This is a genomic window from Pelagibacterium lacus (assembly GCF_003345525.1).
Taxonomy (GTDB): domain Bacteria; phylum Pseudomonadota; class Alphaproteobacteria; order Rhizobiales; family Devosiaceae; genus Pelagibacterium; species Pelagibacterium lacus.
This window is the reverse complement of the sequence record NZ_QQNH01000001.1, coordinates 100,171-117,542: the sequence shown is the minus strand read 5'-3', so window position 1 is coordinate 117,542 and position 17,372 is coordinate 100,171. Positions and strand designations below refer to the sequence as shown.

The following is a 17,372-nucleotide window of genomic DNA, read 5'->3' as shown; positions in this document are numbered from 1 at the left end:
ACGATGGCGCGCCCCTGCCGTTGGTCCGGCGCGGGGGGCGGCGGGCGCCCGCCAGCGCGGCGGCGAAAGGCGGAGACGATGGCGCATTGGTGGAAGGACGCGGTGTTCTATGCGGTGGATGTGGGCCGGTTCCATGACGGCAATGGCGACGGGATCGGGGATTTCCCGGGGCTGCGGCAAAAGCTGCCCTATCTGTGCGATCTCGGCGTGACCTGCATCTGGTTGCAGCCCTTCTACCCCTCGACCCATCGCGACAATGGCTATGACGTCACCGATTATTTCTCGGTCGACCCCAGCTTGGGGAGCTTTGACGACCTGATCGCGACCATCCGCGCGGCGGGGGAGCTGGGCATGCGGGTGATCACCGACCTCGTGGTGCAGCACACTTCCGACGCGCATCCCTGGTTCCGCTCGGCGCGCCATGACGAGCAATCGCCGTTCCGCGACTATTATATCTGGGCCGACCATCCGCCCCCGACCCCGCCGGGGCGCGGGCCGATGTTTCCCGGCGCCGAGAAGGCGGTGTGGACCCATTGCGAAATCGCCGGAGCCTATTACCACCACCGCTTCTACCACTTCCAGCCCGGCCTCAACCACCAGAACCCGGCGGTGCGCGACGAGATCGAGCGCATCATCGACTTCTGGTGCAGCTTCGGGATTTCCGGCTTCCGCATCGATGCCGCCTCGCATCTGATCGAGCGCCCCCTCGACCGGCACAAGGAGGTGGACGAGACCCACGCCACCCTGCGCCACATCTATGCCCACACCACCGGGCGCAAGCCCGATACGGTGCTGATGGGCGAGGTGGACGAGGAGCCGGGCGAGCTGGCCTCCTATTTCGACGGCGAACAGCTCAACATGATGTTCAATTTCTACCTCGACAACTACCTGCTGCTGGCCTTGGCGCGTGAGGACGGGCGGCCGGTGCACCACGCGCTGAGCGCCCTGCCGCAGCCCCCCGCCAACGGGCAATGGGCCAATTTCCTGCGCAATCACGACGAGGCCGATCTCGAACGGCTGGAGGCCGGGGAAATGGCCGATGTGCTTGATGCCTTCGCCCCCGAGGAGACCATGCGCATCTATGACCGGGGCATCAGGCGGCGGCTGGCGCCCATGCTGGGCGGCGACCGCGACCGGCTGAAAATGGCCTATTCGCTGCTGTTCTCCATGCCCGGCTGCCCGGTGATCACCTATGGCGAGGAACTGGGCATGGGCGACGATCTCGACCTGCCCGAGCGCGAATCCGTGCGGCTCCCCATGCAATGGACCGCCGGGCGCAATGGCGGATTCTCCGAGGCTCCGATAAGCAAGCTGCCGCTCAAGCCGGTGGCGGGCGGCGCTTTCGGCTACAGGGCGGTGAACGCCCGGGCGGCGGAAAAGGATGAAAAATCCCTCCTCAACCACATCAGGAAGCTCTCGGCCCTGCGGCTGCGCTTCCCCGAAATCGGGGCCGAGCGGCTGGAATTCTTCGACACCGGGCACGACGCGGTGCTGGCCCATCGCTTCGGCGCCTCCCAGAGCGGGATCATGATGATCCACAACCTCTCGGGCAAGACGGCGGCGATCGACCTGGCCCTCGACACGGCACGCTACGGCCATCCGGACGTGGTGCTGGGCGAGGGCCGGTTCGATCTTGCCGAGGGCAGGCTGGCCATGGAGCTCGAACCCTATGGCCTGCGCTGGATCGCCGCTGGGTAGCTAAAGAACCTTCGAGACGGTCATGAAACCGTTGCGCTCGCGATTGGCGGCGGCGATGGCCTTGTCCGAGCCCATGGCGACCACATGCCCGGCCCGCGCCACCTCTTCGAGGAGGTCGGCGGCGGTGGAAAATTCCGCCTCGCTGGTGGCCAGAACCTCCTCGCGGCGCTGCTGGCGATAAGCGTCGGTGACCCCGGACAGGATGCGCATGAGGGCGGTATAGCCCTTGGCGTCGGGCAACAGATAGGGATCGAGATCGCCGATGGTGCCGATGATCGAGCGCTCGATATCGGTGCGCGACACCCCCTTGCGCAGGAAGGTCGGGGCGGCGTCGTAGACATCGAGGGTCGCGACCAGATTGGGGTCGCGATAGGAGCCGAAGGCATAGGTGCCGGCCAAGGGGTTGAAGCTGGCGAAGCCGCCATAGGCCCCGCCCTCGACCCGTACCTTGTCCCACAGATAGGAGGTGCCGAGATATTTGGTGACCACCGAAAGGGCGCCCGAGGGCTGGTGCCCCAGCGCGGCGAGGCTGGCGCCCTTGGCCACGTAATTGACCTGGGCGGGAATGGTCAGCCCCTCATTGGCCGCATGGGGCAGGGGCGACCAGTCGGCGCGGACGAAGTCACGGCGCGGCAGGCGGGCGAGGAAATCCTTAAGCTCGGCCTCGAAGCCTGGCCAGTTGGCGCCCTCGATGGTGACGTTGGCGATGGCGGCGCTGGCGTTGATGAGACGGGTGCGGATGGCTTCGAGGCTCGTCGCGACCGAAGGCCAGTCGGTTTCGATCTTCTCGGCGAGGGCGCGCAGGAAGAAGAGCTGGCTGATGCCGCCGGTCTCTTCCTGCAACCAGTCCGATTCGTGCAGCGCGGCGCGCAGGCGCGAGAACACGTATTGATGCCCGGCCGGGACCAGCGAGGCCTCGGCGCGCGCCTTGTCCTCGGCGACGAGCTGCCGGATGCGGTCGCGATTGTCGAGCCGGGCGCTGCTGAGGATGTCGTGGACGATGTCGAGCATTTCCCCCGTCTTGTCGGCGGTGGCCTTGGCCCGCACCAGCAGCCAGGCGGTGGCCTCGTCGCTGTCGCGCACCGCGCCGTTGAGCCGCGAGATCGAGATGCCGCCCGTGGAGCGCCCGATGCGCTGGGAAAGGGCGACGAAATCGCCGGTCGCCGTGCCGGTCTGTTTCAGGGCGCGGGAAAACAGCGGCAGATAGGGCACCAGCTCGCGGTCCAGCGTCTTGAGATCGAAGCCGAGATCGAGATAGACGATGCCATTGGTGGCAAGGTCATGCACCAGGGTGCGCACCCCGCTCGTTTCGGTCTCCTCGGTAGGGATGCTTGCCCCCTCGCGCGGCAGGTCGGCCACGGTGAGGGTGGGGATTTTCGCCAGATCCTCGGGGCGGTCGGCGGCGTTCTGCAGCGCCTTGAGCTTTCTGGTGGTCTCGATGGCGGCGGCGATGTCGGCATCGCTCATGGCGGCGCGGGCCGCGTCGAGCCGGGCCCGTTCGGCGTCCGCCTCGCGCTCGGCCTGCGCGGGATCGGGGCGCAGGACGAGGGTGGTGCGGTGGGTGTTGTCGAGGAGGCAGTCGCGGATCGCCGCCTCGATGACCCGTTCCCCTGACGCGATGCGGGCCTTGAGGCTGGCCAGCGCCGCCTCGAATTTCAGCCCCTCGATGGGATCGCGGCCATAGAGCCATTCATTGAGCGCGCCGAAGAGATAGACGATGCCGCGCGGATAGCCGCCGGTGTTCTTCTCGCGCAGCTCGAATTCGAGGGAATTGAGGGTGGCTTCGATGGTGGCGTCGTCGATGCCGTTTTCGGCGAGATCGGCAAGGGTGTCGAGGATCAGCGCCTCGATGGCGTCGGCCGTTGCCGGATCGGCATTGCGCAGGCCGATGGAGGTGACCGGCTGGGCCAGATCCTGGAAGGCCTGGGTGACCGATTCCCCGAGCCCGGATTCGATCAGCGCCTTGTGCAGCGGCGCGGCGGAATTGCCCACCAGCGCCCGGCGCATCACGGTGCGGATCAACTGCGCCTCGACCGAGCCGGTGGCGTCCAGCATCCAGTTGAGCGAGACGAAGGCGGCGCGGGGGTTTTCGCCATCGGCCGGGTAGGTGGCCTCCACCCGGCGCGGGGCGTCGAAACGCGGCTGCGGGGCGATGGAAGGGGCCTTCTCGCCGCGCTCGAAGCGCGACAGCACGCCGTCGAGCAGGTCGAGGCGCCGTTGCGGGTCGTCGTCGCCGTAAAAGATCACCTGCGCGTTGCTCGGATGGTAATAGGCGGCGTGGAAGGCCTTGAAGGTCTCATAGGTCAATTGGGGCATGACGCGGGGATCGCCGCCGGAATAATTGGCGTAGACCGCATCGGGAAACAGCGATTGCAGCGCGTGGACATAGTTCATCTGGTCGGGGGAGGAGGAGGCCCCCTTCATCTCGTTGAACACCACGCCCTTGTAGATCATCTCGTCGCCGGCGTTCTCGATCTCGTGGTGCCAGCCCTCCTGCTCGAAGGTTTCGCGCGTCAGAAGAGGGAAGAAGACGGCGTCGAGATAGACTTCGGTGAGATTGTAGAAATCGGCGGTGTTGGTGCTGGCCACCGGATAGACCGTCTTGTCGGGGAAGGTCATGGCGTTGAGGAAAGTGTGCAGCGAGCCCTTGAGCATTTCGACGAAGGGCTTCTTCACCGGGAATTTTTCCGAGCCGCAGAGGACCGAATGCTCGAGGATGTGCGGCAGGCCGGTGGAATCGGCGGGGGGCGTGGCAAAGGAGATGCCGAACACCTTGTTCTCGTCGTCATTGATCAGCGAGAGCAGCTCGGCCCCGGTCTTTTTGTGCCGGTAGTGGCGCACCAGCGCGTTGACCTCGGGAAGGGTTTCCTCGGCGATGAGGTCATAGGCGGGGTGATGCGGCATGGAGGGGTCCTCTTGGGCGGGATGGGTCGCATGAATTTAGGAAGGGCGATCGGGCTTGCCAAGGGCGCGCCGCGCGCTGTGGGACGAACAATCTCGTGAAACTCTATGGACTTGCCCGTCGCGGGTGGCCACATTGGGGCCGATACCGATACGGGGAAGGACAGCGGATGGCGAACAGGTGGCTGGCGGGCTTGGCCGTGCTGGGAGGGCTTTTCGGCCCGATGGGACCGGCGGCGATGGCCCAGGCGCCCAGCGCCGAGCGCTGCGCCGCCATCGGGCCAGCCACCGAGCGGCTGCAATGCTATGATTCCATCTTCCGCTCCGGGGTGTTCACCGGCGGGGGCGCAGAGGGCGAGGCGCATGGCCTGTGGACCAGCGGGGTGGAGATCAGCCAGATCGAGGGCACCGAACTGCCCTTTGCGACGCTGCAATCGGAACAGCTCATCCCCTCCCTGCAGGGCGGCCGGGCCCCGGCGCGGCTGACCCTGCTCTGCGTCGACGGGGAAACCGTGCTGCAATTCGGCTTTGCCGGCTCGGCCATGGGCACCCCGACCTCCAACAGCGCCCCGCTGACGCTGCAATATGACCGCCAGCCGCCGCGCAGCCAGTCGGTGGCGATCTCACCGGACCGGCAGGCCATCGGCTTTTTCGACACCGGCGAGGCCCGGCCGGTGATCGACCAGTTGTTGGAGACCGACCGCCTCTATGTGCGCGCCACCCCGCAATCGCAGCGCTCGGTGACGGTGAGCTTTCTCATGGAAGGCATGGCCGCGGCGCTCGGCCCCGTGCGCGAGGCGTGCGGGTGGTAGGGGGTGGAGCGTTTGGCTGACTCAGCGCCCCCCTCATCCGACCGCTTCGCGGCCTTCTCGCCTCCAATCGTGCCACTGGCACGATTGGCCAAAGGACGGCTCGAAGTCTCCCACCAGGGGAGAAGGGGACCCTGTGGCAGCGCCGAGCTTTCCTTCTCCCCCCGTGGGAGAAGGTGGATCGCCCGCAGGGCGAGACGGATGAGGGGGGCGCTGAGCCCGCCCGGCGGACAACGCCGGCGTCTGTTCCCTTGGCCCACCCCCACCCTCGATCCCTCCCCGCAAGGGGGAGGGAAGTTGGGCGGTGCGACGCTGAAATTGCCACCAACCCTCCCCAAGTCCCGGAATCACCCTCCCCTTGACGGGGAGGGCGGGGTGGGGTGGGGCCAGGGGCGCCGACCGTGCGGAAAAACCTCACAGATAGCGGCGGGCCAGGGTGGCTTGCTGGCGCAGTTCCGCGGCGCGGGGCGCCTGCCCGACGCTGTCGAGAGCGTGCGCGGCCTGTTCGCGCTCGGCGATCTCGCCGGCGATGATGGCGCGCAGCCGGGCCGGGTCGAGGTCGAGCCGGGCGATCTCGGCGGTGGCGGCGGTCCCGTCGAGGGCGGGCGCCTCGGCATTGTCGATGGCGGCGATCAGCGTGCGCAACAGGGCGGCCTCGGAGCGGTCCTTGCCGGCCATGGCCGCCTTGAGGTCGGTGCGCAGCCGGGTCTTGAGCGCCTCGGCGGGCGATTCGGGCATGGCGGCGATCTCCTTTTGATCGGGGGACGGTCATCCTGCTAGTCTCCACTATAGCGCGTTCGCGATGGAGACGAAGATGTATATCCCGCCGCAATTCGAGGAGATCGCCCCCGATCGGATCCGGGCCATCATGGAGATGGCGCCGCTGGCCACCATCGTCGCCCAGACCGGCGAGGGGCTGATCGCCAACCACATCCCGCTCCTCGCCGATAGCGATGGCGTGCTGATCGGCCATGTTGCGCTCGCTAACGCCATGCATAAGGTGATGGTGGAGGGCCAGGAGGTGCTGGTGATCTTCCGGGGCGAGGACGGCTATGTCTCGCCCAATTTCTACCCCTCCAAGCCCGAGCATCATCGCCATGTGCCGACCTGGAACTATCAGGCGGTGCACGCCTATGGCACCATCGCCTTCCAGCATGACGAGCGCGCCAAGCGCGCCGCGGTCGGCATGCTGACCCGCGACAAGGAGCGCCGGCTCAACGGCGCCGACGCCTGGCGGATGGCCGACGCGCCGCGCGATTATCTCGATGCGGAACTGGCCCATATCGTCGCCCTGCGCATCGGCGTGCACCGGCTGCTGGCCAAATCCAAGCTCAGCCAGAACCGCGACGCACGCGACTACAAGGGCGCCATCGCCGGGTTGCGCGCCAGCGGCAAGACGGTGCTGGCCGGCGAGATGGAGGCCCGGCTCGCCGCCCGGCCCGATGGCGAGAAGGCCTAATCGGCGCCGGCCATCTCCACGAGCTTGGCGATGGTGTTCATGTTGCGCGCCGTGCCTTGCGCGGCGGCGGGGATAACCAGTTTCGAGTGCCCCTGGCCGCCCGGATAGGTGACGTAGATCTCGCGCCGGCCCAGGGCGATGATCTCGTCGTCGCGGTGGCGCACCGCATCGAGCGCGGCGGGGTCCGGCGCCGCATCAAGAAAGATCGCCACGGTGTGGCTGGGCTTTGCGTCGGGGAAGGGATTGGCGGCGAGGATGGCGGCCATCTCCCCGGCCGAGCGGACCACAACCCCCACCGGCTTGCCCGCGTGATCGGCGAGGCGCTGTTCGATGGCGGCCTTGATCTCGGCCTCGGGCCGGTCGCTGCGCAGCACCACATTGCCGCTGGCGATATAGGTGCGCACATCGGCAAAGCCCGCCGCTTCGCACAGGGCGCGCAGGGTGGCCATGGGCAGCTTGCCGGTGCCCCCGACATTGACGGCGCGCAGCAGGACGGCATAGGTAGTCGGCATCGGTCCCTCCGGGTTGCTGCAAGCCTATAGAAGGGGAACCGATCACGAAATATGTCGCATTGGTCTTTTGCCGCGATGGTATAGAAGACGGCCAGTGCGACAGCCTCCTGGCGGACCGGATGAAGATGTGGCGCGACATCGCGGGGGAAGTGATCAAGGCGCTGGCCGTGCTGGCGCTGATCTTCCTGTCGTTCGCGCACCAGCCGATCGAGGTGCCCCAGGCGGATGGCGACGCCTTCAGCTTCCAGCTGGCCGATCTCTCCTATTGCGGCGGCGCGCCGGACGGGGATGGCGGCGGCCATGTGCCCTGCCATGCCTGCCGCTCCGGCGATATCGACCTGCCGCCCGCCCCCTCCATCGCCGAGCCGGCCCGTCATGAGGTGGTCGCAGCGGTGTTCACTGTCGCCGATACGGCGGTGGCCGACCAGTTCGGCTATCTCTCCAGTCCTCCCCGCGCCCCTCCGGCGCTCGCCTGATTGTTTTCCTGCCGCATGCAAGGTTCCGGACCTCCGGGCATGCGGCGTTTTCCATTCAGGTTATTTTCTCGCTGGAGATCGATATGACGAAACTGCTTTCGGGGCTGGTTGCCCTTTCCCTTCTCGCCGCCGCGCCGGCCCTCGCGCATGAGGGGCACGAGCATGCCCACGACGAACACGCCCATGGCGACCACTGCGACGATGCGGTGGTGCTGGGCGCCTTGGAGTTGAGCGGGGCCTTCACCCGCGCCACCCTGCCCAATGCCCCGGTGGGGGGCGGGTTCCTGACCATCACCAATACGGGCGACACCGCCGACCGCCTGATTGCGGCCGCCTCGCCCTTCTCGCCCGATGTGCAGATCCATGAAATGGCGGTGGTCAACGACGTGATGGAAATGCGCGAACTCGCGGACGGGATCATCATTCCGGCCGGGGAAAGCGTGACCCTCGCGCCGGGCGGGCTGCATCTGATGTTCATGCGCATCAGCGAACCCTTCGTCGAGGGCGGCACCGTGCCGGTAACGCTGACGTTCGAAACCGCCGGCAGCGTCGAGATCGCCCTGTCGGTGCAATCCTTCGGGGCCTCCGGCATGGACGGCCATTCCGACCACCACGGACACTGAGGACGCCACGATGCTCAAAACCATTCGCACCATATTGTGGACGCTGGTCGCCGTGGCGGCGGCCGGCGCCGCCTGGATCTGGTATCAGGGCATGGCCGCCCCGCAGCCGGCGGGGCAGAGCTATGCCCAATATTCCCAGGACGGCCAGTTCGGGGCCGGCGATTACCGGCTGGTCGCCGCCGGCACGGGGGAGACGGTGGGGGACGAGATTTTTCTCGGCCGGCCCTCGCTGACCTTTTTCGGCTTCACCCATTGCCCTGACGTGTGCCCGACCACCCTGGCCGATATCGGGCACTGGTTCGCCGAACTGGGCCCTGATGCCGAGGCGGTGCAGGCCTTCTTCGTCAGCGTCGACCCCGAGCGCGACACCCCCGAAGTGCTGGCCGATTATGTCGGCTGGGTCGATGGGGTGACCGGGCTGACCGGGGAGCCCGCGGAGGTCGAGAAGGCCGTCGCGGCCTGGGGCGTCCTGGCCGAAAAGGCGCCGCTCGATGGCGGCGGCTATACCATGAACCACACGGCTTCGGTATTTCTCACCGACGCCGAGGGCCGCTTCTTCGGCACCATCGCCTATGGGGAAAATTCCGACACCGCCGTGGCCAAGCTGCGGCGGCTGATCGGGGAGGGGTGAGGGCAGGGGGGAGCTGAGCTGGCGTGGGGCGATGAAGCCGGCGGGTGTTCCCCTGGCCTCACCCCACCCTTAATCCCTCCCCCTCAAGGGGAGGGAAAATGCGGCGGAGATTTGGGTGCCGATCGTTTCCCCTCCACGAGCCCACCCACACCCTCACCTTGGGGCGAGGAACATGGCGTAGGCGGGGTTGGCGGTTTCGTCCCAATGGGCGTAGCCGAGGGTGTCGAGATAGGCCTCGAAGGCCGGGCGTTCGGAGGGAGGGACCTGGATGCCGGCCAGAACCCGGCCATAGTCCGAGCCGTGATTGCGGTAGTGGAACAGGGAAATGTTCCAGTCCGGCGCCAGCCCCTCGAGAAAGCGCAGCAGCGCGCCGGGGCGCTCGGGGAATTCGAAGCGGTAGAGCAGTTCGTTTTCCAGGCCCTCGACCCGCCCGCCCACCATGTAGCGGATATGGAGCTTGGCCACCTCGTTGTCGGAAAGGTCGAGGACGCGATGGCCGTGGCGTTCGAGGGTTTCGACCAGTTCGGCTTTTTCCGCCTCGCCGCGCTTCAAGCCGATGCCCACAAAGATCTGCGCATTGGCGCCCGGCGCGATGCGGTAGTTGAACTCGGTGATGGCGCGCGGCCCGAGAAGGCCGATAAAGGCGCGATAGGCGCCGGGCTTTTCGGGAATGGTGACCCCGAGCACCGCCTCGGCGCGCTCGCCCAGCTCGGCCCGCTCGGCCACATGACGCAGCCGATCGAAATTGATATTGGCCCCCGAGCAGATGGCGATGGCTGCGCCCCGCTCGGCAAGGGAGGGGGCGTGCTTGCGCAGCCCGGCCAGCGAGACGGCGCCGGCCGGCTCGGCGATGGCGCGGGTGTGCTCGAAAATATCCTTGATGGCGGCGCAGATCTCGTCGGTCGAAACGGTGATGATCTCGTCGAGCGTATCCTTGAGGATGGCGAAGGTCTCGTCGCCCGCCTGCCGCACCGCGACGCCATCGGCGAAGATGCCCACTTCGTTGAGCGGCACCGGGTAGCCGGCGGCGAACGCGGCGGTCATCGAGGCGGCCTCCTCGGGCTCGACGCCGATCACCCTGATGCCGGGGCGCAGGAACTTGACATAGGCCGCCACCCCGGCGGCCAGACCGCCGCCGCCGATCGGCAGGTAGATGGCCGAGATGGGGCCGCCATGCTGGCGCAGGATCTCCACCCCGATGGTGCCCTGACCGGCGATCACCTGATGGTCGTCATAGGGATGGACGAAGGTAAGGTCCTCGGCCTCACCCAGCGCGATGGCATGCAGGCGCGCATCGTCGAAGGTATCGCCGGAAATGACCACTTCGCCCCCGAGGCGCTTCACCGCCTCGACCTTGATCGAGGGGGTGGTGGTGGGCATGACGATGACCGAACGCACCCCCAGCCGCGTGGCGGAAAAGGCCAGACCCTGGGCGTGATTGCCGGCCGAGGCGCAGATCACCCCCTTGGCCCGCTCGGCCTCGGAAAGGGAGGCGAGCTTGTTATAGGCCCCGCGCAGCTTGAAGGAAAAGACCGGCTGCAGGTCCTCGCGCTTGAGAAACACCGGGCGGCCGAGCCGTTCCCCCAGCGGACCCATGGCTTCGAGCGGGGTTTCGACGGCGACGTCATAGACCGAGGAGGAGAGGGTGGCGCGGATGAGATCGTGCATGGGACCAATGACTGAGGGGTGGGATCGGGCCAAGGGATAGCACTTTTGCAGCCCGATACCACAGCCAATCGAGGCTCCGTCCCCTATTGCGGCGCGACGATCTCCCCGCGCAGCGGCTCGCCGCGTTCGACCGCCTCGCCATCGGCGGTGTAGTTCTGGAACTGGGCCGGCAGGCCTTCTCCCGCCGTGAGATCGGGGGTGGTCTGCATGTGCAGATGCAGATGGGGTTCCGAGGTGTTGCCCGAATTGCCGCACAGGCCCAGGACGTCGCCCTGGGCAACCCTGTCGCCTTCCGCGACGGTGATCGAGCCCTGCTGCAGATGGGCGAGGAAGATATATTCGTTCTCGCCGGTGGCGAGGATCACGTGATTGCCGGCCGGATGGGCCGGGTCGGAGTCCCCGATGGCGAGGTCGGGGAAAGCATCGACGGCGCCGACCACCTCGGCATCGGCGGGAGCGAGGATTTCGCGGTCCCAGCAGTGATAGCTGTCGAGACGCTGCGGGTCGCCGGAATAGGACTGGCCATCTTCGTGGACGACAAAATCGGCGGCGAAGCGCTGGGCCGGATCGACGGCGTGGTAGTTGTCGGCGATGTCGCGCCCGCCCCAGAACACATACCATTGCCCATCGAAGGGCAGGCGCAGATCGGCCTGGGTCGCGTAGTCGAGATAGGCCGAATCGGCGGGTTTGGCCTGGGGCTGGATGGAAAAGCCGACAATGGCGCCCTCGGGCCCGAACCCCCATTCGACGACGATGGGGGTGTCCGAGCCCGACCATTGGCCGATGCGGGTATAGACCTCGGCGCTGGGGGCGTGGGTGACGGTCTCGTCGAGAATGGCGGTTTCGGTGCCCAGATCGTCCATTACCGTGTCGCGGAAGCCGCCCAGCCCGTCCGGGGAGCCGATGGCGGCCTGCATGTCGGCGGACATATCGGCCCAGATGGCGTCGGTCTCGCCGGCGTAAAAGGCCGCGGTGCGCTCGCGGCCCATGTCGAGCACGGCGTCGGTATCGGACTGCGCGAGGGCAGGCGCGGCGGCAACCAGCGCGGCGAGGGTGAGAAGCGAACGGGTCATGGCAAGGCTCCGGAATGGCGCGGGGAGAGGGGAGCATAGGGGCGGGTTGTGGACGAAATTTGATCGGGGGGATTTATCGCCGGCTCGGCGCCCCCCTCATCCGCCCCTTCGGGGCCTTCTCGCCTCCAATCGTGCCACTGGCACGATTGGCCAAAGGACGGCTCGAAGTCTCCCACCAGGGGAGAAGGGAGTCCCTGTGGCCAGCGCCGATCTTTCCTTCTCCCCTGGTGGGAGAAGGTGGCCGCGAAGCGGTCGGATGAGGGGGGCGCTGAGCTTGCCGGGGGAAACTTGTCCCCGCGTCACGGGGCCGGGTTAGGGTTGCGGCAAGATGGGAGACTGGCGCCAAGGGGCCGGCCTCCCCGTTTTTCTGCAACAGCGAGGAATAGCGGCGGTGAGCGAGCCAGAGGAGCCGGACTGGGCGGCGGTGCGGGCCGATTACGAGGCGGGCGGCCGTTCGGTGGCCGAGGTGGCCCGCGCGCACGGGATCAGCAGGGACCAGCTCAACCGGCAGCGGGTCCGGGAGGACTGGATCTTGCGCCGGCCCGGAACCGGCCGCATGCGCCGGCGCAACATCCTCGCCCGCATGGTGGGGCTGATCGAAGCCCAGATCACGCAATTGGAACGCAAGCTCATCGAGGACCCCATGAACACCAGCGAAATCCGCATGCTCGAATCTATGACCAAGGCCCTCGACCGCATCACGGCGCTGTCGGAGGCCGAGAACAAGGTGGCGCGCAAACGCGTCAAGACCGATCCCGAGCTCGAAGCCATCCGCGAGCGGCTGAGCCAGAGGATTTCCGAGCTCGATGTCGAGGGCTAGGCTTCCGGCGCTCACCGGGGCGCGCCGCGCGGCCATGCTGGCGCGGGTCGCCAGCCTCACCGCGTCCGAGCTGGAGGATTTCAAGGTGGCGTGGGGCCTCTGGGGCCACGCCATGCAGCGCCCGCCCGAAGGCGACTGGACCACATGGCTGATGCTGGGCGGGCAAGACGCGGGCCGGCGCCGAATGGGTGCGCGGGCTGGTCTCCGGCACGCGCCCGGTGAGCCCCATCGCGCTGGTGGGCGAAACCATGGCCGAGGCGCGCGCCATCATGGTCGAGGGGGTGTCGGGGATCATCTCGGTGCATCCGGTGGTCGAGCGGCCCCGGCTGGATCGCGGGCGCGGCGTGGTGGTGTGGCCCAATGGGGCGGAGGCCTGGCTGATGCCGGCCAGCGACCCCGAACGCTTCCGGGGACCGCAATTCGCGGCCGCCTGGTGCGACGAACTGGGCAAATGGCCCCATGCGGAAGCGGCCTGGGACATGCTGCAATTCGGCCTGCGCCTCGGCGCGCGGCCGCGCCAGATGGTCACCACCACCCCGCGCCCCACCCGGCTTTTAAAGCGCATCCTCGCCGATCCGCACACCGTGGTGACGCGGATGACCACCAGGGCCAACAAGGACAATCTGGCCCCGGCCTTCCTCGAGGCGGTGGTGGCGCGCTATGCCCAAACCGTGCTCGGCCGGCAGGAGCTGGAGGGCGAGATGGTCGAGGATATGCCCGGCGCCCTGTGGAGCCGCGGGCATATCGAGGCTGGCCGGATCGCCGAACACCCTCCGCTCTCGCGCGTGGTGGTGGCGGTCGATCCGCCGGTGACCGGGCGCAAGACCTCGGACGCCTGCGGCATCGTGGTGGCGGGGCGGCACGGGGAGGATGCGGTAATCCTCGCCGACCGCACCGTCCAGGGGGTGAGTCCGACCGGCTGGGCCCGGGTGGCGATCACCGCCTTCCACGAATTTTCCGCCGACACGCTGGTGGCCGAGGTCAATCAGGGCGGCGATTTGGTCAAGGCGGTGATCCGCCAGGTCGATGCCAGCGTGCCGGTGCTCGAAGCCCGCGCCAATCGCGGCAAATGGGTGCGCGTCGAACCGGTCGCGGCGCTCTATGCGCAAAAGCGCGTGCACCATTGCGGCATGTTCGCCGCGCTGGAGGACGAACTCTGCGCCTTCGGGCCGGACGGGCTGGCCGACGGCCATTCCCCCGACCGCCTCGACGCATTGGTCTGGGCGGTGACCGAATTGCTGCTGCGCGACGGCCCGGTGCCCCGGGTGCGGATGTAGAGCATTTCCCGTTCTGATTGAATCAGAACGGAAGCTCTATGTCTTTGGTTTGCCGCGTTTCCGAACCGCAAAAGTGGTGTCCACTTTTGCTGAAAACGCTCTATGTCCACACTTGTGTTGACTTCCACATAAGTGTGGAATACTGTGGCGCCATGAATGCGAGCGAACTGAAGCGCTGGCTGGCCAGGCAGGGCTGCGAGTTTGAGACGCATCGCGGCGGCAGCGGCCATTTGACCGTCATCCGCAATGGCCTCAAATCCCAATTGCCGATGCATGGCGGAAACAAGGAGCTCGGAACCGGATTGGTCAACAAGATCAAGAAGGATCTGGGCCTGAAATAGCGAGACAGAGCATGTGGTATGAGATTGTCCTCAAGGCCGATGACAACGACACCTGGCTGGTGACGGCTCCGGCATTTCCGGAAATGGCGACATTTGGCCAGACTCGGGACGATGCCTATGGCCACGCGCGGGCGGCCATCGAGGAAGCCATCGCGGCGCGCATTGCCCGAAACGAAGACGTTCCGGCGCCCATGGCGGACCGGGCAGGGAGCGGCTGGTTCATCGAAATCCCGGCGCTGGTGGTCCTGAAATCGGCGCTTCATATGATTTTGCGCGCCAAGGGTTGGACCCGCGCCGATCTCATGCGCGCCCTGGATCGCAAACGCGAGCATGTCGACCGGCTGTTCCGCCTCGATCACAATTCGCGCCTCGATTCCCTCGAGGACGCCTTCAAGGCGCTTGGCGAGCCCTTGCGATTCGACGTGCCCTTTCCGCACACAGCCTGAAACAACCCGCCCCGGCGGGTTTTTTTCATTTCTTATCCCCGCGTCACGGTGGTGGGGTAGGATGCAGTCAGGATGGGATGGCTGCGGCGGTTCCTCACATTCTCCCACAAAGGAAGATTGACATGCCAAGCTGGCTCGACCGCCTGCGGGGTGGTTCGGCGCGCGTGCCGGAAACCAAGGCCACGACGCAGACGCTGTTCAGGTTCTCGCCGCTCGGGCTGGGCGGCGGCACAAGGAAGGGGTTCGCGACGCTGGCCAATGAGGGGTTCGCGCGCAACCCGGTGGTCTATCGCTGCGTGCGCATGCTGGCCGAAAACGCGGCCCGCGTGCCGCTGGAGGTGCGCGATGGCGATGCGGTGCTGAGCGATCATCCGCTGCTAAGCCTGTTGCGGCGCCCCAACCGGCGCCAGGACGGCATCGCGCTGATCGAAAGCCTGGTGAGCTATTTGCTCCTGGCCGGCAATGCCTATCTCGAGGGGCTGCGGCCATGGTGTGCCGGGCCAGCTCAGCGCCCCCTCATCCGTCTCGCTTCGCGATCCACCTTCTCCCACGAGGGGAGAAGGGAGTCCGGGGGGCAGGCGGCGAGCTTTCCTTCTCCCCTGGTGGGAGAAGGTGCCCCGGAGGGGCGGATGAGGGGGCGCTGAGCGGGTTGGGAGCGAGGGTGCTTGTTGAGAGTCAGCGCCCCCTCAGCGGGGGAGCTGACGATGGGCTTCCATCAGGTGCGGTTTCCGCTCGATATCGCGCTGGGCGCCCAGGGCGGACCGCAAAGGCTGACCGATATCGTGCAACTGGCCTCGGGGCGCGAGGAGCGCAACCAGCGCTGGGCGCATGCGCGCCGCCGCTACAATGCCGGCTATGGCATCAAATCGCGCGCCGACATGCAGAAGGTGCTCGAATTCTTCGAGGAGCGGCGGGGCCGGTTCCACGGCTTTCTGTGGCGGGACGGGCTGGACTGGACATCGCGCGGCGATGGCGGCGCGCCCATGGCCACCGACCAGCAGATCGGGACGGGCGACGGCGCGCAGAAGCAGTTTCAATTGACCAAGCGCTATGGCGCCGGGTTCGACCCCTATCTGCGTCCGATCACCAAGCCGCTGGCCGCGACGGTGACGATCTCCGTAGGGGGCATGGTGCAGCCCGGCGCGGCCTTCACCGTGGACGGGCTGACCGGCCTTGTGAGCTTCGCGGTGGCTCCGGCCGAGGGCGCGGTAGTGCGGGCCGGCTTTGCCTTCGACGTGCCGGTGCGGTTCGACACCGACCGGCTCGAGATCGAGCTGGCCGGGTTCGACGCGGCGGTGGTGCCCAATATTCCGCTTATCGAGGTGATCGGGGAATGAAACAGTTCGATCCGGGCTTTGCCGCCCATGTCGCCGGCGGGGCGACGACGCTCGCCTGGTGCTGGTGGCTGGAACGCCGCGATGGGGTGGCGCTGGGCTTCACCGATCACGACCGCCCGCTCACCTTTGACGGCCGGGTCTTCGCGCCGGCCCATGGGCTGGAGGGCGGGGAGACGGCGGACAAGCTGGGCGCGCAGACCCAGACCAGCGAGGTGCTGGGGGTAATCAGCTCCGAGGCGATCGCCGAGGACGATATCGTCCAGGGCCGCTATGACGGGGCGCGGATCGAGAGCTGGCGGGTCAATTGGCGCCAGGTCGACGAGCGGGCCCGCATCCGGGTCGATACGCTGGGCGAGATCACCCGCGAGGACGGCATCTTTCGGGCCGAATTGCGCTCGGGCCAGCATGCCATGAACGTGCCGCAGGGGCGGCTCTACCAGCATCTGTGCGATGCGCGGCTGGGGGACGGGCGCTGCGGGGTCGATATGGAGGGCGCGGCCCATCGGCTCGCCGCGAGCGTCGTGGCGGTCATGGGGCCATCGGCGGTGGAGGTGAGCGGGCTCGACGCGCATCCGCCCGGCTGGTCCGTCCATGGCATGGTGCACTGGACCGGCGGGCGGCGGGCCGGGCTGCGCGACGCCATTCTCGGGCAGGCGGGGCCGGTGCTCACGCTGGCGCGGCCGGTGGGCGACTGGGTGAAGGCGGGCGATACGCTGACTGTCCTTGCCGGTTGCGACAAGCAGTTCTCCACCTGCCGCCGAAAATTCGGCAATGGCGTCAATTTCCAGGGCTTTCCGCACATTCCGGGCAATGATTTCGTGCTGCGCTATCCCCAGTCCGGCGACCGGCTGGACGGGGGGAGGGTGGTGCGGTGAACCCGGAACGGATCGTGCGCGAAGCCCGGCGCTGGATCGGCACCCCCTATAGGCATCAGGCGGCGGCGCTGGGGGCCGGGGCCGATTGCCTGGGGCTTTTGCGCGGGGTGTGGCGGGAACTTTATGGGCGCGAGGTGGCGGTGATCCCGCCCTATGCCGCCGACTGGCGCCATGGGACCGGTGGGGCGGCGCTGGAAGCGGCGGCGCGGCGCCATCTGGTCGCGGCGGGACCGGAGCCGCAGGCGGGGGACGTGATCCTGTTGCGGCTGATGCGGCACCATCCGCCCCGCCATTGCGCCATCATGGTGACGAAGGATCGCTTCATCCACGCGCAGGAGCATCTGGGCGTGGTGGAAATGGCGCTGGGCGAGAGCTGGGCGCAACGGATCGCCGGCGTCTACCGGTTTCCTTGAAGGGATAGAAAAT

The 17,372-nt window shown here is 67.4% G+C and carries 18 protein-coding genes and 1 pseudogene; 14 read left to right on the top strand and 5 right to left on the bottom strand.

Features of this window, described 5'->3' with window-relative positions:
• The first annotated feature begins 78 nt into the window (after positions 1-78).
• On the top strand, positions 79-1,698 hold the full coding sequence (locus DVH29_RS00570) for an alpha-amylase family protein (protein ID WP_114644201.1): 1,620 nt from the start codon (positions 79-81) through the stop codon (positions 1,696-1,698).
• Here DVH29_RS00570 and DVH29_RS00565 read toward each other — a convergent pair whose 3' ends face one another.
• A complete protein-coding gene (locus tag DVH29_RS00565) occupies positions 1,699-4,602 on the bottom strand; it encodes an insulinase family protein (protein WP_114644200.1) in 2,904 nt (967 codons plus the stop codon).
• A 167-nt stretch (positions 4,603-4,769) separates the two neighbouring features.
• On the opposite strand from DVH29_RS00565, the gene DVH29_RS00560 reads away from it, so the two are divergent.
• Positions 4,770-5,411, top strand: a complete 642-nt coding sequence (locus tag DVH29_RS00560; RefSeq protein WP_114644199.1) for a type VI secretion system-associated protein TagO — start codon at positions 4,770-4,772, stop codon at positions 5,409-5,411.
• Positions 5,412-5,822: 411 nt separating this feature from the next.
• Here the strand turns inward: DVH29_RS00560 and DVH29_RS00555 are convergent, their stop codons facing one another.
• Positions 5,823-6,146 carry a GatB/YqeY domain-containing protein gene (locus DVH29_RS00555; RefSeq protein ID WP_114644198.1) on the bottom strand — a complete coding sequence of 108 codons (324 nt, stop codon included), beginning with the start codon at positions 6,144-6,146 and terminating at the stop codon, positions 5,823-5,825.
• A 76-nt stretch (positions 6,147-6,222) separates the two neighbouring features.
• Between DVH29_RS00555 and DVH29_RS00550 the strand changes: the two genes are divergently transcribed.
• On the top strand, positions 6,223-6,867 hold the full coding sequence (locus tag DVH29_RS00550) for an FMN-binding negative transcriptional regulator (RefSeq protein WP_114644388.1): 645 nt from the start codon (positions 6,223-6,225) through the stop codon (positions 6,865-6,867).
• On the opposite strand, the gene DVH29_RS00545 is transcribed toward DVH29_RS00550, so the two are convergent.
• Positions 6,864-7,379: a DUF1697 domain-containing protein gene (locus DVH29_RS00545; RefSeq protein WP_114644197.1), complete on the bottom strand. Its 516-nt coding sequence runs from the start codon at positions 7,377-7,379 to the stop codon at positions 6,864-6,866. The genes DVH29_RS00550 and DVH29_RS00545 overlap by 4 nt on opposite strands.
• A 119-nt stretch (positions 7,380-7,498) precedes the next feature.
• Here DVH29_RS00545 and DVH29_RS00540 point away from each other — a divergent pair, with 119 nt between their 5' ends.
• The 3 genes from DVH29_RS00540 (at position 7,499) to DVH29_RS00530 (ending at position 9,109) form a co-directional block, all read left to right on the top strand.
• The gene (locus DVH29_RS00540) at positions 7,499-7,855 is read left to right on the top strand and encodes a hypothetical protein (protein WP_114644196.1); all 357 of its coding nucleotides are present in this window, start codon (positions 7,499-7,501) and stop codon (positions 7,853-7,855) included.
• 83 nt (positions 7,856-7,938) lie between these two features.
• Positions 7,939-8,478, top strand: coding sequence for a copper chaperone PCu(A)C (locus DVH29_RS00535; protein ID WP_114644195.1), 540 nt, complete (start codon positions 7,939-7,941; stop codon positions 8,476-8,478).
• Between the two features lie 10 nt (positions 8,479-8,488).
• The gene (locus DVH29_RS00530; RefSeq protein ID WP_114644194.1) at positions 8,489-9,109 is read left to right on the top strand and encodes an SCO family protein; all 621 of its coding nucleotides are present in this window, start codon (positions 8,489-8,491) and stop codon (positions 9,107-9,109) included.
• 153 nt (positions 9,110-9,262) lie between these two features.
• Here DVH29_RS00530 and ilvA read toward each other — a convergent pair whose 3' ends face one another.
• Together ilvA and DVH29_RS00520 are read right to left on the bottom strand one after the other, a co-directional pair.
• The gene (gene ilvA / locus DVH29_RS00525) at positions 9,263-10,777 is read right to left on the bottom strand and encodes a threonine ammonia-lyase, biosynthetic (RefSeq protein ID WP_114644193.1); all 1,515 of its coding nucleotides are present in this window, start codon (positions 10,775-10,777) and stop codon (positions 9,263-9,265) included.
• A gap of 83 nt (positions 10,778-10,860) precedes the next feature.
• Complete coding sequence (locus tag DVH29_RS00520; RefSeq protein WP_114644192.1) at positions 10,861-11,850, bottom strand: M23 family metallopeptidase; 990 nt, start codon at positions 11,848-11,850, stop codon at positions 10,861-10,863.
• Positions 11,851-12,241: 391 nt separating this feature from the next.
• Here DVH29_RS00520 and DVH29_RS00515 point away from each other — a divergent pair, with 391 nt between their 5' ends.
• The 8 genes and pseudogenes from DVH29_RS00515 (at position 12,242) to DVH29_RS00480 (ending at position 17,359) form a co-directional block, all read left to right on the top strand.
• Entirely contained in the window at positions 12,242-12,670 is a 429-nt protein-coding gene (locus DVH29_RS00515; protein ID WP_114644191.1) for a hypothetical protein, read from the top strand.
• A gap of 34 nt (positions 12,671-12,704) precedes the next feature.
• Positions 12,705-13,947, top strand: a pseudogene (locus DVH29_RS00510) (DNA-packaging protein).
• Positions 13,948-14,033: 86 nt separating this feature from the next.
• Positions 14,034-14,288 (top strand): type II toxin-antitoxin system HicA family toxin, encoded by a 255-nt coding sequence (locus DVH29_RS00505; protein ID WP_342769857.1) that lies wholly within the window; start codon positions 14,034-14,036, stop codon positions 14,286-14,288.
• Between the two features lie 11 nt (positions 14,289-14,299).
• Positions 14,300-14,734: a type II toxin-antitoxin system HicB family antitoxin gene (locus tag DVH29_RS00500; RefSeq protein WP_114644189.1), complete on the top strand. Its 435-nt coding sequence runs from the start codon at positions 14,300-14,302 to the stop codon at positions 14,732-14,734.
• Between the two features lie 122 nt (positions 14,735-14,856).
• A complete protein-coding gene (locus DVH29_RS00495; RefSeq protein WP_114644188.1) occupies positions 14,857-15,378 on the top strand; it encodes a phage portal protein in 522 nt (173 codons plus the stop codon).
• Between the two features lie 60 nt (positions 15,379-15,438).
• On the top strand, positions 15,439-16,071 hold the full coding sequence (locus tag DVH29_RS00490) for a DUF2460 domain-containing protein (RefSeq protein WP_199562493.1): 633 nt from the start codon (positions 15,439-15,441) through the stop codon (positions 16,069-16,071).
• A complete protein-coding gene (locus DVH29_RS00485; protein ID WP_114644187.1) occupies positions 16,068-16,946 on the top strand; it encodes a phage/gene transfer agent baseplate hub protein in 879 nt (292 codons plus the stop codon). The genes DVH29_RS00490 and DVH29_RS00485 overlap by 4 nt, the downstream gene beginning before the upstream one ends.
• Entirely contained in the window at positions 16,943-17,359 is a 417-nt protein-coding gene (locus DVH29_RS00480; protein WP_114644186.1) for an NlpC/P60 family protein, read from the top strand. Before DVH29_RS00485 ends, DVH29_RS00480 begins: the two co-directional genes overlap by 4 nt.
• The last annotated feature ends 13 nt before the right edge of the window (positions 17,360-17,372 follow it).

Excerpts from the sequence above, each read along its gene's own strand:
- DVH29_RS00560 (WP_114644199.1), top strand. The coding sequence starts at position 4,770 with ATGGCGAACAGGTGGCTGGCGGGCTTGGCCGTGCTGGGAGGGCTTTTC.
- DVH29_RS00485 (WP_114644187.1), top strand. The coding sequence starts at position 16,068 with ATGAAACAGTTCGATCCGGGCTTTGCCGCCCATGTCGCCGGCGGGGCG.
- DVH29_RS00540 (WP_114644196.1), top strand. The coding sequence starts at position 7,499 with ATGAAGATGTGGCGCGACATCGCGGGGGAAGTGATCAAGGCGCTGGCC.
- DVH29_RS00565 (WP_114644200.1), bottom strand. The coding sequence starts at position 4,602 with ATGCCGCATCACCCCGCCTATGACCTCATCGCCGAGGAAACCCTTCCC.
- DVH29_RS00570 (WP_114644201.1), top strand. The coding sequence starts at position 79 with ATGGCGCATTGGTGGAAGGACGCGGTGTTCTATGCGGTGGATGTGGGC.
- DVH29_RS00555 (WP_114644198.1), bottom strand. The coding sequence starts at position 6,146 with ATGCCCGAATCGCCCGCCGAGGCGCTCAAGACCCGGCTGCGCACCGAC.
- DVH29_RS00550 (WP_114644388.1), top strand. The coding sequence starts at position 6,223 with ATGTATATCCCGCCGCAATTCGAGGAGATCGCCCCCGATCGGATCCGG.
- DVH29_RS00535 (WP_114644195.1), top strand. The coding sequence starts at position 7,939 with ATGACGAAACTGCTTTCGGGGCTGGTTGCCCTTTCCCTTCTCGCCGCC.
- DVH29_RS00495 (WP_114644188.1), top strand. The coding sequence starts at position 14,857 with ATGCCAAGCTGGCTCGACCGCCTGCGGGGTGGTTCGGCGCGCGTGCCG.
- DVH29_RS00520 (WP_114644192.1), bottom strand. The coding sequence starts at position 11,850 with ATGACCCGTTCGCTTCTCACCCTCGCCGCGCTGGTTGCCGCCGCGCCT.
- DVH29_RS00530 (WP_114644194.1), top strand. The coding sequence starts at position 8,489 with ATGCTCAAAACCATTCGCACCATATTGTGGACGCTGGTCGCCGTGGCG.
- DVH29_RS00545 (WP_114644197.1), bottom strand. The coding sequence starts at position 7,379 with ATGCCGACTACCTATGCCGTCCTGCTGCGCGCCGTCAATGTCGGGGGC.
- ilvA (WP_114644193.1), bottom strand. The coding sequence starts at position 10,777 with ATGCACGATCTCATCCGCGCCACCCTCTCCTCCTCGGTCTATGACGTC.
- DVH29_RS00490 (WP_199562493.1), top strand. The coding sequence starts at position 15,439 with ATGGGCTTCCATCAGGTGCGGTTTCCGCTCGATATCGCGCTGGGCGCC.
- DVH29_RS00500 (WP_114644189.1), top strand. The coding sequence starts at position 14,300 with ATGTGGTATGAGATTGTCCTCAAGGCCGATGACAACGACACCTGGCTG.